General features: G+C 60.2%; 12 protein-coding genes. 6 read left to right on the top strand and 6 right to left on the bottom strand.

All coding sequences use genetic code 11. The annotated features are described in order from the left end of the window. Positions 1 to 36 precede the first annotated feature (36 nt). The 5 genes from LQ215_RS15560 to LQ215_RS15540 form a co-directional block, all read right to left on the bottom strand. Positions 37 to 1287, bottom strand: a complete 1251-nt coding sequence (locus LQ215_RS15560; RefSeq protein WP_230151151.1) for a hypothetical protein — start codon at positions 1285 to 1287, stop codon at positions 37 to 39. Positions 1288 to 1333: 46 nt separating this feature from the next. After that, positions 1334 to 2569 carry a cellulose biosynthesis cyclic di-GMP-binding regulatory protein BcsB gene (locus LQ215_RS15555; RefSeq protein ID WP_230151149.1) on the bottom strand — a complete coding sequence of 412 codons (1236 nt, stop codon included), beginning with the start codon at positions 2567 to 2569 and terminating at the stop codon, positions 1334 to 1336. A 60-nt stretch (positions 2570 to 2629) separates the two neighbouring features. Continuing rightward, positions 2630 to 3892 carry a hypothetical protein gene (locus tag LQ215_RS15550; RefSeq protein WP_230151147.1) on the bottom strand — a complete coding sequence of 421 codons (1263 nt, stop codon included), beginning with the start codon at positions 3890 to 3892 and terminating at the stop codon, positions 2630 to 2632. A 149-nt stretch (positions 3893 to 4041) separates the two neighbouring features. Further along, positions 4042 to 6576 carry a CS1-pili formation C-terminal domain-containing protein gene (locus LQ215_RS15545; protein ID WP_230151145.1) on the bottom strand — a complete coding sequence of 845 codons (2535 nt, stop codon included), beginning with the start codon at positions 6574 to 6576 and terminating at the stop codon, positions 4042 to 4044. Positions 6577 to 6700: 124 nt separating this feature from the next. After that, a complete protein-coding gene (locus LQ215_RS15540) occupies positions 6701 to 7186 on the bottom strand; it encodes a CS1 type fimbrial major subunit (RefSeq protein WP_230151143.1) in 486 nt (161 codons plus the stop codon). Positions 7187 to 7600: 414 nt separating this feature from the next. Between LQ215_RS15540 and LQ215_RS15535 the strand changes: the two genes are divergently transcribed. From LQ215_RS15535 to purT, 4 genes are all read left to right on the top strand, one after another. Next, positions 7601 to 8170, top strand: coding sequence for a PadR family transcriptional regulator (locus tag LQ215_RS15535; protein ID WP_230151140.1), 570 nt, complete (start codon positions 7601 to 7603; stop codon positions 8168 to 8170). After that, on the top strand, positions 8167 to 8952 hold the full coding sequence (locus LQ215_RS15530; RefSeq protein ID WP_230151138.1) for a siderophore-interacting protein: 786 nt from the start codon (positions 8167 to 8169) through the stop codon (positions 8950 to 8952). The genes LQ215_RS15535 and LQ215_RS15530 overlap by 4 nt, the downstream gene beginning before the upstream one ends. A 215-nt stretch (positions 8953 to 9167) precedes the next feature. Then, positions 9168 to 9635 carry a preQ0 transporter gene (locus LQ215_RS15525; RefSeq protein ID WP_230151136.1) on the top strand — a complete coding sequence of 156 codons (468 nt, stop codon included), beginning with the start codon at positions 9168 to 9170 and terminating at the stop codon, positions 9633 to 9635. A 91-nt stretch (positions 9636 to 9726) separates the two neighbouring features. Then, the gene (gene purT / locus LQ215_RS15520) at positions 9727 to 10908 is read left to right on the top strand and encodes a formate-dependent phosphoribosylglycinamide formyltransferase (RefSeq protein ID WP_230151134.1); all 1182 of its coding nucleotides are present in this window, start codon (positions 9727 to 9729) and stop codon (positions 10906 to 10908) included. 239 nt (positions 10909 to 11147) lie between these two features. Here the strand turns inward: purT and LQ215_RS15515 are convergent, their stop codons facing one another. Next, positions 11148 to 13562 carry a glucose/quinate/shikimate family membrane-bound PQQ-dependent dehydrogenase gene (locus LQ215_RS15515; RefSeq protein WP_230151131.1) on the bottom strand — a complete coding sequence of 805 codons (2415 nt, stop codon included), beginning with the start codon at positions 13560 to 13562 and terminating at the stop codon, positions 11148 to 11150. A 512-nt stretch (positions 13563 to 14074) separates the two neighbouring features. On the opposite strand from LQ215_RS15515, the gene LQ215_RS15510 reads away from it, so the two are divergent. Then, complete coding sequence (locus tag LQ215_RS15510; protein WP_003205228.1) at positions 14075 to 14305, top strand: VF530 family DNA-binding protein; 231 nt, start codon at positions 14075 to 14077, stop codon at positions 14303 to 14305. A 3-nt stretch (positions 14306 to 14308) separates the two neighbouring features. After that, positions 14309 to 14927: Pr6Pr family membrane protein (locus LQ215_RS15505; RefSeq protein WP_230151130.1), on the top strand; the 619-nt coding region annotated here is incomplete at its 3' end.

Raw genomic sequence — 14927 nt, 5'->3', positions numbered from 1 at the left:
TCCCTTATCGACTCGGACTGCCCAAGCCACTCCTTTTTAAACTTGCGAATCCCAGATCACCGTGACATTGCCGGTATAGGCCTTGGCGCCGCTGTCGAGCATTTCCTCGACGCTGGCGCGGGCCACTTCAAAGTGCAGGGTTCCCGACCGGCGATCGACATAAAGACCCGGCTGGAACAGTTCGGTACCACTGCCGTCACGCAGTAACCGGCGACGGTTGACCGGTTGCCCGGCGGCGTCGGTCAAGCCATCGGGCAGGGTCACGCTGACGTCCACCGGCACGGCATGGCCGGTGCCGGTTTCAGAAATCGCGCAGGTATTGCCGCTGATGATTTGGCATTCGAGCGCCATCTTGAAACGGGAAGAAGCGGATATATGGAAGCGCTGGTCGCGAAACAGTCGTGTGGGTTTGCGGCCGCTGTTCAGCCAGGATTGCCAGCCCTCTTCGGGGACCAGTTCGACACGGTTGCCACCGGGCGGGACTTCAACTTTTAGGGTGTGCTCGACGTCGAGTTTGAAGTTGAGCGTGAGCGCCGAATCGTTGGGGAACATGACGTCCCCCATATCAATGTCCTGTCCCGGCCCAACGCTATAAGTCAGCGACCCGGTGTATTGGCCGGACGACATATTCAACGGATTGGGAGTGCGCAGTTCATAGGCGAAATCCAAGTGGGTATAGGCCATACGAGGAATCAGGTAACGAGCTGTCTTGGCACACACACCTTCAACCGGAGTCTTCCAGAAAAACTCGTAATCCGAAGACGTGAAGTATGCAGCACCGCTGTATCGACAGGGCGCAGGGGCATATACCCAAGTATGCGCAGCGCCGCCCCATAACCTCTCATGAGCAACGCGGACAGTCACGCCGCCACCGACCACATCGACCACGCCACCAGGAATTCGGTATCTCGAACCGAGACCGGAGAAGCGCACTTCAACGACTTCAGTTTCACCCGTACTAGCATTGGTCATCTGTACCGTGCGCCAGTTGGCAGGCACTTTAAACATCGCACCTTGCCGAACATCTCCATGATTGGCTTGAATAGGACTGGTCGAATTGAAGGTAAAGGGCAACCGAATGCTGAACATTTTTGTCGCCCTGCATTCCGACGGATATGTTGCGCAATAGCCACTGCTCGGGGTGGTATTGAGAAACATATTCTCTTGAGGTTTCGAAGGATCAGGCCTGAATACTGCGGTAATTTCCCGAGTCATGGCATTGGCAGCAGGCGCGCAGGCCAGTAACAACACGGCAGCGCAATGCCCGATCATTAATAGGTGTTTCATTTATTCTGCCTCATACATCAAATGGGCGCCGATAGACCGACAGCCTTCAAACTTCCGAATCCCAGATCACCGTGATGCCGCCGGAGTAGGTGTCAGCCGCGCGATCAAGCATCGAGTAGAAACTGCCCCTGCGAATCTGGAAATGCAGCGTTGCGAGCTTGCGATCGATGTAGCTGACCGGGAAAAATCGAACTGGGTTGGTAAAGCCTGCAACAGGCACCGAGCGGTGGTTGACAGGTTGCCCGGTCTCGCTGGTCAACCCATCGGGCAGCGTCACATAGACATCCACCGGGAAGTAAATGCCGGAGCCAGGGGCCGTTACACCGCAAAAGATGCCGGCTATGTGCTGGCATTCAAGCCGCATGGAGAAAGGTGACGACGTCGAGATATGGAACGAGTGGTCGCGAAACAGCCCGGTCGGTTTGCTTCCGTTGTTCACCCAGGCTTGCCAGCCCTCTCGGGGCTCCAATTCAACCCGGTTTCCTCCCGGTGGAATTTCAACCTTGAGAACATGTTCGACATCCAATGTGAAATTCAACGTGAGCGCCGAATCATCCGGCAGCATGACGTCGCCGAAGTCGAAATCCTGGCCCGGACCGACGCCGAATGTCAGCGACCCCCGGTACTGGCCGCCCGCCATTTTCAAAGGATTGGGCGTACGCAGCTCATAGGCAAAGCTCAAGTCCTGATATCGAATCTGAGGGATCAGATATCGGGCCGGTTTGGCACAGGCGTCTTCTACTGGCGTCCGCCAGAAAAACCACGCGTGCGATATGCTGGCCCCCAGACGTATACAGGGCGAAGGGGCATTCCACCAAGTCGAGCCGAATATCATGTTATGAGCGGTTTCGTCACTTACACCGCCACCGACAATCTCAACGGCGTTGGGAGTGAGTCCGACGGCCCCCCCTATTCCAACTACACGCATTTCAAGCGTTTCAGTATGGCCCGTGCCTGAATGTGTAACCTGTACCGTACGCCAGTTGGCGGGTGCTTTAAGCATCGCACCCTGCCGGGCGTCCTCATGATTGGCCTGGATAGGCCCCCCTGTAACGCGAAGGCCCATACCTAGGCTGGATATGCCCGCTGACCGACATAGCGCAACGAACTGCGCGCAATAACCGCTATTTGGAGTGGTATTGACGAACGTATTCTGCTGCGGCTTCGAGCTATCAGCTCTGAATTCGGCGGTGACATCCAGCGTCGCGGCATCGACAGCCGGCAGGCCGACAAGCCAAACCGCTAAAGCCGAACCGCTTGCCAGTTTCTTCAAAAACTCCATCTCAATCTCCTGTGCCCAAGCCAATCGCGCCCGAAACATGCGCCTTGAAAACCAGACGCATCAAATTTCCGAATCCCAGATCACCGTGACATTGCCGGTGTACGCCTTGGCGTCGTTGTCCAGCATCTCTTCGACACTGGCGCGGGGCACTTCAAAGTGCAGGGTTCCCGACCGGCGATCGATATAAACGCCCGGCTGGAACAGTTCGGTACCGCTGCCGTCACGCAGTAACCGGCGACGGTTGACCGGTTGCCCGGCGGCGTCGGTCAAGCCATTGGGCAGGGTCACGCTGACGTCCACCGGCACCACATGGCCGGTGCTGGTTTCAGAAATCGCGCAGGTATTGCCGCTGATGATTTGGCATTCGAGCGCCATCTTGAAACGGGAAGAGGCGGAGATATGGAAGCGCTGGTCGCGAAATAATCGTGTGGGTTTGCGTCCGCTGTTCAACCAGGATTGCCAGCCCTCCTGGGGGACCAGTTCGACGCGGTTGCCGCCGGGGGGTATTTCGACCTTGAGGGTGTGTTGGACTTCAAGATTGAAATTGAGCGTCAACTGTGAATCATTCGCCACCATGACATCGCCCATGTCGAAGTCCTGCCCCGGGCCGATACCGTAGGTCAAAGAGCCCTTGTAATGCCCCGTCGACATCTTCAAAGGATTGGGGGTGCGCACGTCGAAGGCGAAGTTCACGTGGGTGTATCCGAATGCCGGAATAAGATATTTTGCTTGTTTCGCGCAAAGGACATCTTGTTGCGGCAGTAACCAGAAAAACTCATAACCGTAGTCGCTAAAGAGACTAACGGGCGTGTTTGTGCAGGGTTGAGGCGCTTTACCCCAAATTCCACCCGTCCATAGCTTTTCATGAGCCTGGAAGAGGCTCACGCCTCCCCCGACCAGGTCGACGGCTTTATCGCTGAGTCGAAATTTAGCACCTACGCCGGCAATCCGGACTGAAACATCTTCACTTTCGCCAGTGACCATATGAACAACCTGAATCGTTCGCCAACTGCCAGGCACCTTGAACATGGCGCCTTGTCGCGTGTCAGGGTGATTGGCCTGAATGGCGCTGGATGAGTCGAACGTCACGGGAATCATAAAACTGGACAAGCCATCGACGGCACACAGCTCAGGCCAGTTAAAACAAAACCCGGAAATCGGCGTGGTCACCACGAATTGATTGTCCGTGGGCTTCGCGGGATCGGCTCGGAACACCGCGTCGATGTCCCTGGAAGCTGCACTGGCCGTGGACACGCCAACGAAAAACCAGGCAAACAATCCTGCCGAAGCCACACTGCGTCCTACCGCCGATAAACGTTTCATCAGTAAAGCCTCATGAATCAAAGCGGACCACCGCAACCAAGTGCTGGGAAATCCATCTGTGGGAGCAAGGCTTGCCCGCGATGCAGACAAACGGGTCTTCAGATGAACGGCGTTATCGTTCATCGCGAGCAAGCTTTGCGCCCACGGCATCACGAGCGCTGTTTCGCACGACCCGCCTCGACAATGGTCGTGTCGGCCAGGGTGTCCGGCGTGCAGCGCAAATCACCGATCATCAACACATCGCCTTCGCGGTCGGCGCTGTCCGGGTCGAGGCGGAACCGGCAAAACAATTCGCTGCCATAGCGCACTTCCAGGGTTGGTGAGCCGGCGTTCATTTCCATCGAGAAAAATCCGTCCGCCTCGCTGACGCCGCGACTGGCGTGGTTGATCACGTGATGGCCCCTGAGCGGCTCGCCCTGCTCATCCAGCAAGCGACCAAGCACGGTCACGGTTCTCATCACACGCACCTGGCGATAGTCCACCCCGCCTTTGTTCAAGTGATAACGGCTGCGCGAAGGCTCGATGTTTGCCGCCGGCGGGTGCACGCCGTCGAAGTCGAACGTCACCATGCTGTTTTTATAGGCGGTGATCGGCACGAAGTTGCGGCCCGGATGCAACAGGGTGCTGCCGCCGGTCAAGTCGTCGGCACGCAGGGCGACCATGTCCAGGTCGGTTTCCACGTCGACGATCATGCCCGCGCCGCGCCCATGGGGCAGGCCGGTAAAGGCGGCTTTCTGGCCGCCCACGGCCACGGTGCTGCTCAAGTTCAGGCCGCCGGTGAGGTTGTCGTTGTAGGAAGAGCGCTGGACGAAACCGTCGCCATACAGTGAGTCGGTCTGGAAACTGGCAAGACCCGACAGGCCCACGCCATAGGTGTCGGCCAGCGCCGTGGCGGAGACGCTTTGCAGCACATGATCTTCCAGGGTCCGGCGATAGGTCAGCGAGCCATTGTGGTCCCGGTCGCCATCTCGCGAGGTGCGGGTGCCGATGCTGCCCGACCAGTATTCGCCGGGCCCACCCAGGGCGACATTGAGGGTCAGGTCAATACCGCGATTGCGCCGGTCGGCGGTACTGGACGTGCCGGGGCGGTCGAATACCGACAACCGCCAGTTGGCATCGCTGCCTCGCAGCTTGCCGCGCTGGGTCCAGCCCAGGTCCAGGCCGGTACCCTGGACATTGCCTTCGCTGTAGGCCAACCGTGCGTTGACGGACGTCTTGTTGCTCAAGCGATGGTTGACCGACAGCGACGAGTTGCTGGTGCGGCCGATAAATACGTTGCGCTGGCGAACACGGGTGCCGTCCGGCAGGGTTTCATAGGTTTTGCGGGTGTCCAGCCAACTGCGATTGTGGCTGGCCACCACGCTGCCTTGCCCGTAGCTATACAGGCCTTGCAAGTCCATGCCGGTGCCGTACTGCTGGGTCTGATAGACATTGGCGTATAGGCTGGTGCTGGTCCCCAGCGTCCAGTCCACCGAAGTGCCCACTTGCAGCTTGTCTTGCACCTGGCGCGCTGAGCCGCCCAGGATCACCCGTGGATGCAGCAGGTAGTTGAGGCCAAGCCCCGCCGTCGTGAAACCCGAAGGCTGGTCTTCCCAATTGCTCCACAGCCGGGTTTCGCGTCCGGCGAACACGTTGTAGCGCCAGCGGTCTTCGGGACTGTTCCAATTGTTGGGCTTGTAGACCAGCTCCTGGCTGGTGGCGGTGGTTTGTCCGTCTTCGACCAGCCGGACTTCCACTTCATAGATCCCCCCCGGTAAGGGCCGGGTATCCAGACTCTGCAAGCCGGCGCTGACTGCCTGGGTGTTGATCAGCAGACCGTTGCGATAAATCTCCACCGAAGCCTGGCGGCTCGCGGTGACATAAATGGGGTAGACACTGGGTTTGGGGTTGTCGATCGCCAGGCTGTCGGAACTGCCGTACATCACCCCGAGCGCGGTGTCCGGATTGGCACCGAACGAACGGATCTGGCGGTTCAAGCCATCGGAGCTGGGTGTGAAGTAGCCCAGGCGAAAGAAGTTACCTTCCATCTCACGCTGGGTATATAGCTCATGGACAGCGTGGTACAGCTTGTCATCCGGCCCGCCAAGACGCGAAAGCTGAAGGTCCAGCGACTGGCTCCAGTTGCCCACGCTGGAAATGGCGTTGAGCCCATAACGGCCACCGGTGTCCTGTTCCTGGCCACCGTTGATATTCAATTGGTTGTTGAAAATCAGGCCGAAGCTGCCAACTTCCGGTTGATCGTAATAACGCTTGGTTTCGGTCGATCGTTCCACATCTCGGGTCAGGATCGATACCAATGAATTTTCGAGACTGTAGTGCACGGCCAGCAGCCCTGACGGACAGCTGCCTTCACAGGCGCCCAGCACTTGTCCCTGTTTGAGATGCTGCGCCCATTGCTCGCGATCGCCAGTTGCTATCGGGCTATCCTGCGTGTCGGTGAATTCGAGCAGGGTTATACGATCATCCCGCGACAAGACCACCATGGCTTCGCCGAGGTACTGTTGGTTGAGTTCAATACGAACCGCCAGCGGCACATCGAAGAAGTGCGATTCAAACTCCGCTGGCAGGCCCTTGGCCTGGGACAGCAGGCTTCTCGGTGTGGTACCGGGGGCGGTCGGCGCGGCCAATGCGTTCGCGCATAACAACAGCGCGAGCGCACCCGCGATGGGTGTCATCGGGAACATCAACGGACTCTCATATTCAACGAGCTAACGGGTCGTCTCAGGTGCAGGCCGACCGGCTGGGGAGAACCGGCCGGCCTGCAAGAATGCCCGGGGTATGGTGAAGCTCACCGGGCATCAAACGGGATCACGGGCGCGGCACGGCGTCGAAGATCACGGTCATGTCGGCGGTGTATTGGCCATTCTGGGTATCCAGAGGACGGGCCGCGATGATGCTCATGTCGGCCTGGGTACCTGGAGTCGACGCTGCATCGTCTACCACTTCCTGAGGCGTGGCGGTCAGGGTGACGCCATTGAACGCGGTGGTCAGGGCAATGGAGTCACGGCCGTTGTACAGCGCCGCCGGGCCACCCTCGATGTAGGCGTGGACCGAACCCTCGGTGTTCTTCACGTCGAAGGTCTGGCGCAACGAAGTCAAGGTGCCGCTGACCGTGTTGTAGCTCATGACTTCATCCTTACCGAAGTTCGGGTCGCGTGGCTGCACGTGGAACTGCTGGGTCGGGATGTTCGCGGTGATGTGGATAGCGGAGCGTGCATCATCGAGCGCGAATGCTTGCGAAGTACCCAGGGCAGCTGCAGTCAGGGAAGCTGCGGTTACGAATTGTTTGAGCATGTTTTTACACCTGTTCGTATCAATAAAGAGAGAAAGATTGAGGCAGCAAGTCACTAATAACCGGCCTGTCCCTCAACGCCGAGCATGATCGGCTCTCTTTAATAAAAAAAAAGCAGGCGTTTTCCCATAACCGTGTAGTAAATCCAGCATACGAAACTGAGAAAAAGACTCAACTTTTTGAAAAACGAAAGTTCAGCTGTAAGAAACAGCCCACATTGCAACTATTCAGCAATTAAACAGGTCGACGTCCGGGCCAGACGCTCCGTCTATATAGGGCTTCAGGTAAGGTTTCATTGCGAAAACTTAGCCGCCGACAATAAAGATATATCTTAAAAAGATAGATGTGCAAGAAAAGATATATCTCAGAACAAAGATATATCTCGGCGCTTTCTCATGCAGAACGGAGAACAACATATGGCAGGTCCTTATTCCCATTCCAAACGCGAACATGATGACTTCAAACGACAGCCAGCAGGCCGTGAACGTAACAGCCGAGGCCCACGGGTTTTCGCCGCCGGTGACCTGAAACTGCTGTTGTTGGCCCTGATCGCCGAACAACCCTGCCACGGCTATGACCTGATTCGACGGATCGAGGGCATGTTCGACGGCGCCTACAGCCCCAGCCCCGGCGTGATCTACCCGACCTTGTCCTTCCTGGAAATGAGCGCAATGGTCAGCTGCGGCGTCGAAGACGGAAAAAAATGCTACAGCGTGACCGATGCCGGACGTCTATCACTTGAGGACCAGGCCCAGGCCCTGGATGAGGTGCGCACGCGCATTGAAACCAGCAAGCGCACGTTGCGCGGCCATGATCGGCCCCCGGAAATCCATGAAGCGGTGTATAACCTGCGCCATGCGCTGCAAAAGCACCCTGGCCACTGGAGCCCGGAAGAAATCCGGCGAGTGCGCAACCTGCTCAACGACACCGCCAAAGCCATCAGCGACGGCCCCGACCGTCCCCCTGCCTCGGAGTCAAGCCAATGACCGAAGTCGATCCAAACGCCATTCACCGCGTCACCCACGAGATCAAACGCCGTCGCCTGCAAGTGTTGCGGGTAGAGGACCTGACCCCACGCATGCGCCGCATCACCGTCGGCGGGCCGGAACTGGCCGGGTTCGTCAGCCTGGGCAGCGACGATCACGTGAAGCTGCTGTTCCCGCAGAACGCCGAGGAACACGCGGCCCTGGCAAACTTCAACCCCGGTGCCGGCAAGGCCCAGGGCCCGATGCCCGAGATGCGCGACTACACCCCGCGCCGCTACGACCTGGACACCCTGGAGCTGGACATCGATTTCGTGCTCCACGGCGACGGCCCTGCCGCGACCTGGGCGGCCCAGGCAACGCCCGGGCAATACCTCCACATCGCCGGGCCACGGGGCTCGATGATCGTGCCGGACATCTTCGACAGTTACCTGCTGATCGGCGACGAAACCGCCCTGCCCGCCATCGCCCGCCGCCTTGAAGGCCTGGCGCCCAACCGACGTGCCCTGGTGGTGGTGGAAGTGGAAAACGGCGCCGAGCAGCAGATTCTCCAGAGCCCGGCGCAGGTGCACGTGATCTGGGTGCTGCGCGAAGGCCGCCAGGACAACCTGCTGCGCACCGTGCGACAGCTGGAAATGCCCGGCGGCAAGCTGTACGCCTGGGTCGCCACCGAAAGCAAGGTGTCGCGACAGATTCGCAAGGTGTTGCTGGAGGACAAAGGGTTGGACCAGGACTTTGTGAAGGCGGTGGGGTATTGGAAAGCGGATGCCAGCGACGAAGAATGAGGGACTGGCGGCTGTAGGAGCTGTCGAGTGCAACGAGGCTGCGATCTTGTCCCAGACAGTTGAGTCGCAAGCAAAAGCTCAGGATCAAAAGATCGTCCGAACGCGGCCCGAGCCTTCGCCAGCTCCTACAGGGCCCAGAGGGAGTAAGCTCCCTCGCCACAGGCGATTATCGCTGTCCTTTAATACCTTATCCGTCATCACCAGGTACCCGCCCCATGCTTTTCCTGCTCGCCTACATCAGCAGCGTCGTGCTGATCAACTTCGCGTTTTCCGCCGCACCGCACCTGGACATCATCTGGTCGGCCTGGGGCGGGCTGGTGTTTGTGCTGCGGGACATGGTGCAGACCCGTTTCGGTCACGGTGCCATCGTGGCGATGCTGGTGGCGCTGGTGTTGTCCTACGTCACCTCCGACCCGACCATTGCATTGGCGAGCGCCACGGCATTCGCCGTGTCCGAATGCATCGACTGGCTGGTGTTCACGGTCACCAAGCGCCCACTGCATGATCGGTTGTGGATCAGTTCGGCCCTGAGCATTCCCTTGGACACGTTCATTTTCTTCGGCCTGATCGACGCCCTGACGCCCGCCGTGGTGATCACCGCCCTGCTCTCGAAATTCGCCGGGGTCACCGCCGTCTGGCTGATCATGGCCTGGCGTCTGCGCAAACAGGCCGTCACTGGCTGACGCTGTTCATGTAAAATGCCGCGCTTTCTCCCATGGGAAGCTCGCCCGGCGCGCAACCCGCGATGATCCGCTCCTGTTTGAGGACCTTCAGATGACCCGTATCGGAACCCCATTGTCGCCCACCGCGACCCGCGTTTTGTTGTGTGGCAGCGGTGAGCTGGGCAAGGAAGTGGTAATCGAACTGCAGCGCCTGGGCGTCGAGGTGATTGCCGTGGATCGCTACGCCAACGCGCCGGCCATGCAAGTGGCCCACCGCAGCCATGTGATCAACATGCTCGACGGCGCGGCCCTGCGCGCGGTGATCGAGGCCGAGAAACCGCACTATATCGTGCCGGAAATCGAAGCCATCGCCACCGCCACCCTGGTGGAGCTGGAAGCCGAAGGCTTCACCGTGATCCCCACCGCCCGCGCCGCGCAACTGACCATGAACCGTGAAGGCATTCGGCGCCTGGCCGCCGAAGAACTGGGCCTGCCCACATCACCGTATTTCTTCGCCGACACCGTCGAAGATTACCGCAAGGCCGTCGAGACCTTGGGTTTCCCCTGCGTGGTCAAGCCGGTGATGAGTTCTTCGGGCAAGGGCCAGAGCCTGCTGCGCAGTGCCGACGACGTGCAGAAAGCCTGGGACTATGCCCAGGAAGGCGGCCGTGCCGGCAAGGGCCGAGTGATCATCGAAGGGTTCATCGATTTCGACTACGAAATCACCCTGCTCACCGTGCGTCACGTCGGTGGCACTACCTTCTGTGCGCCGGTCGGGCACCGTCAGGAAAAGGGCGACTACCAGGAATCCTGGCAGCCACAAGCCATGAGCCCGGTGGCCCTGGCTGAATCCGAGCGCGTCGCCAAGGCAGTGACCGAGGCCCTGGGTGGTCGCGGCCTGTTTGGCGTCGAACTGTTCATCAAGGGTGACCAGGTGTGGTTCAGCGAAGTCTCGCCGCGCCCACACGACACCGGCCTGGTAACGCTGATCTCCCAGGACCTGTCGCAGTTCGCCCTGCATGCCCGCGCCATTCTCGGCTTGCCGATCCCGCTGATCCGCCAGTTCGGCCCTTCGGCCTCGGCGGTGATCCTGGTGGAAGGCCAATCGACCCAGACCGCTTTCGCCAACCTGGGCGCAGCCCTGAGCGAACCGGACACCGCCCTGCGCCTGTTCGGCAAGCCGGAAGTCAACGGCCAGCGCCGCCTGGGCGTGGCCCTGGCCCGCGACGAATCCATCGAAGCCGCCCGCGCCAAGGCGACCCGGGCTTCGCAGGCGGTCAAGATCGAGTTGTAAAAATCCAAGGCTGAGCACAAGCCCCTGTGGCGAGGGAGCTTGCTCCCGCTGGATGCGTCAGCATCCGCTGCGGTGTGATGGCTGGCAAAGCAGGGGGCCGCTTCGCAGCCCAGCGGGAGCAAGCTCCCTCGCCACAAAAGCTCAGAAGCTCAAAGACCTGCGTTCACATAGACTCAGCGCTGCTACAAAAAAGGCGACACCCGCAAGGGTGTCGCCTTTTTCATGGGCGCAGCTCGGGCTTACTCCGGCAGCTTGTAGGCAATTACATAATCGCCCTGCTTGGTGCCCAGGGAACCGTGGCCACCGGCAACAACCAGCACATATTGCTTGCCGTCCTTGCCGGTATAGGTCATCGGCGTGGTCTGGGCGCCGGCTGGCAGGCGGCCTTCCCACAGTTGCTTGCCGTTCTTCACGTCATAGGCACGCAGGTACTGGTCGAGGGTGCCGCTCAGGAACGCCAGGCCGCTGGCGGTGGTGAACGTGCCGCCCAGGCTCGGAACGCCCATGCTCAGCGGGATCGGTACCGGCGAGCTGTCACGCACGGTGCCGTTCTTATGCATCCACAGGGTTTTGTTGTTGGTCAGGTCCACGGCCGCCACATAACCCCACGCAGGCGCCTGGCAAGGCAGGCCCATTGGCGAGAGCAGCGCTTCGAGGATCACACCATAGGGCGCGCCTTTGTTCGGCTGCACGCCTTCGGTTTCGCTCTTGCGCCCAGGGCCGCCGGCCACTTCGGCCGCCGGCACCAGTTTCGACTTGAACGCCATGTAGCTCGGGTTGACGAAGGCGATCTGGCGCACCGGGTCCACCGAAATACCGCCCCAGTCGAACACGCCGAAGTTGCCCGGGTACACGATCGAACCTTGCAGCGATGGCGGCGTGTACATGCCGTCATAGCGCAGCGACTTGAAGTCGATCCGGCAGAGCATCTGGTCGAACGGAGTCACGCCCCACATGTCGCGTTCCTTGAGGACCGGCGGCACGAAGTTCAGGTCGGACATCGGTTGGGTCGGCGAGGTGTGGTCGCCTTCCACCGCGCCTTGGGGCACCGGGATTTCCTTGATCGGGATGATCGGCTGGCCATTGCTGCGGTCCAGCACGTAGATGCTGCCCTGCTTGGTCGACGCCAATACAGCCGGTTTCACGCCATCGGCGGTCTTCATGTCCATCAGGGTCGGTTGACCGCCGACGTCCATGTCCCACAGGTCGTGGTGAGTGAACTGGAAGTACCAGCGCACTTTGCCGGTGGCGATGTCCAGGGCGGTCAGGCCGGCGGAATACTTTTCCGATTCCGGTGTGCGCAAACCGCCGAACTGGTCGGGGGTCTGGTTGCCCATCGGCAGGTAGAGCATGCCGAGTTTTTCATCGACGCTGAACATGGACCACATGTTCGGCGAGTTGCGGGTGTAGGTCTTGCCCTCGGCAATCGGCGTGGTGTCGTCCGGGTTGCCGCTGTCCCAGTTCCACACCAGCTTGCCGGTGTGCACGTCGTAGGCACGGATGACGCCGCTGGGCTCGTCGGTGGAGACGTTATCGGTGACGTGGCCGCCGATCACCACCAGGTTCTGGGTGACCGCCGGTGGCGAGGTGGAGTAGTAGCCGCCAGCGGTGAAGCCGCCGATGTTGGCGGTCAGGTCGACCTGGCCCTTGTCGCCGAAGTCTTCGCACATCTTGCCGGTGTCGGCGTTGAGGGCGATCAGGCGGGTGTCGGCGGTCGGCAGGAAAATCCGCCGTGGGCAGACGGTGCTGGCCGGCGTGGTGCTGGCGGTACCCGTGGGGCTTTGCTCGGCGGAGGCGTACACCGCGTCGTCGTGATAGGTCACGCCACGGCAAGTCATGTGGGCCCAACCCTTGAAGTTTTCCGCTTTTTGCGTGGAAAGCTTCGGATCGAAACGCCAGATTTCCTTGCCGGTTTCAGGCTCCAGGGCAATCACTTGGCTGTGAGGCGTGCACACGTAGAGCATGCCGTTGACCTTGAGCGGGGTGTTCTCGGCGGTGGTTTCACCCGGGTCGTTCGGCCCTGGCAGGTCGCCGGTGCGATAGGTCCAGGCCGGCACCAATTTGCTGACGTTCTCGGGGGTGATCTGTGCCAGCGGCGAATAGCGGTCGCCATGGGCACTGCGCCCATAGGAGTTCCAGTCGCCGTCCGGCATGGCCGGTGCAGTGTTGGCCATGCCCGGCACGCTGTCGCGGTCCAGTTGGCCCTTGATCTCACCCGGGTTGGTGAACTGGCTGGCAAGCGCGGCGATACCGGCGATGACCACGGCGGCGCCCAATGCGCGGGTACCCATGGCCGAGGCATCGGCGGTCAACAGCGGGCGGCGGAACCACGGCAGCAACATGACGATGCCCAGGGCAAACAGCATCGCCAGGCGCGGCACCAGTTGCCACCAGTCCAGGCCCACTTCCCACAGCGCCCACACGGTGCTGGCGAACAGCACCAGCGCGTACAGGCCCAGGGCCGCGCGACGGGCCATGATCAGCAGCACGCCGGTCAGCGCCAGGCCGATACCGGCCAGCAGGTAATACAACGAGCCGCCAAGCGTGCTCAGCTTGACTCCCCCGGCCAACAGGGCGAGGCCCATCAATAGAAGCAGAATGCCGAGCAAACTCGATAGCAGACGGCTTCGACTCAAAGCACCCTCAGTGCTCATAGTGTGATTCTCCGTGACGTTTTAAAGAGTCCCGCGCAAGTAGTCACTGTAGATGACGATCTTGCGAGGGCTTGGTTCAGTTGAAAAAAGGCAAATTCGGTTGCCGGGATCCCTTGTGGGAGCGAGCTTGCTCGCGATGGCGGCGTGTCAGTCGGCTTCAATGTTGAATGTGCAATCGTTATCGCGAGCAAGCTCGCTCCCACAGGAATTCACCGAGACAGCGCTGTCTTTCAGCATCTGGGCACTGGGCGTTTTTTAATCTTTCAGCAGGATCGAGCTGGACGCAGAGGCTTCGGCACAACATTCGCAACAACAGAAGAAGCGTTTCAGCAGGCGGCGCAAGGATAATGTCCTGTTCTCAATAGAGAAAGGGCTTTTGTTGACATGAATCATCTCGGATTCGGTAACAGTGCGTCTGGCGCTGACGACCATGATGAAGGCTATGCTTCCACCGCAAGGGCACCTCGGCTAAGGTGCGCGGCTTTACATCTTTTTTCGTGCGAAGGCCTCCCATGACCGAACCCAACAACAACCCGCTGCACGGTGTGACGCTGGAGCAGATCCTCAACGCCCTCGTGCAGCATTACGAATGGTCAGGCCTGGCCGAGCGCATCGACATCCGTTGCTTCAAGAGCGACCCGAGCATCAAGTCGAGCCTGACCTTCCTGCGCAAGACGCCGTGGGCACGAGAGAAAGTCGAGCGCCTGTACATCAAGTTGATGCGCACCAAGCGGCCGGTCTGAGCCGTGGGGAGTGACCAGGGTCGCCACCTCACGCTGCGACAGCGTTTTGTCTGCGTGACGGCACTGCTGGGCTGGGTGGGATTGAGCATCCAGCTGTATCTGATCCTGCTGGGTCGCTGGAAACTGGATGCGAGCCTGCTGGGAGGGCTGGTGAGTTTCTTCAGTTTCTTCACGGTCCTGACCAACACCCTGGTGGCCGTAGTGCTGACCTGGGAACTGACTCCTCGCGAATCGGCGGCCCGGCGCTGGTTCCTGCTGCCCAGCGTGCGCAGCGGCATCGCCGTGAGCATCGCCCTGGTCGGCCTGGCCTACAACCTGCTGCTGCGCCACCTCTGGCAACCCGAAGGCTGGCAGTTCGTGGCCGACGAATTGCTGCACGACGTGGTGCCCTTGCTGTACATCGCCTATTGGTGGCTGTACGTGCCCAAAGGCACCTTGCGCCTGGGCCATATCGGGCTGTGGGTGATCTACCCCTTGGTGTATTTCGCCTATGTCCTGCTGCGCGGGGATCTATTGGCGGCCTACCCCTACCCTTTTATCGATGTGGCGAACCTGGGTTATCCACAGGTGTTCATCAATGCCGGGGGGATACTGGCGGGGTTTGTTGGGATTGCGTTGGGGG

Source organism: Pseudomonas brassicacearum (assembly GCF_918698105.1).
Classification (GTDB): Bacteria; Pseudomonadota; Gammaproteobacteria; order Pseudomonadales; family Pseudomonadaceae; genus Aquipseudomonas; species Aquipseudomonas brassicacearum_F.
Note: the sequence above shows the minus strand (reverse complement) of the source record. Positions and strands in the feature narration are given on the sequence as shown.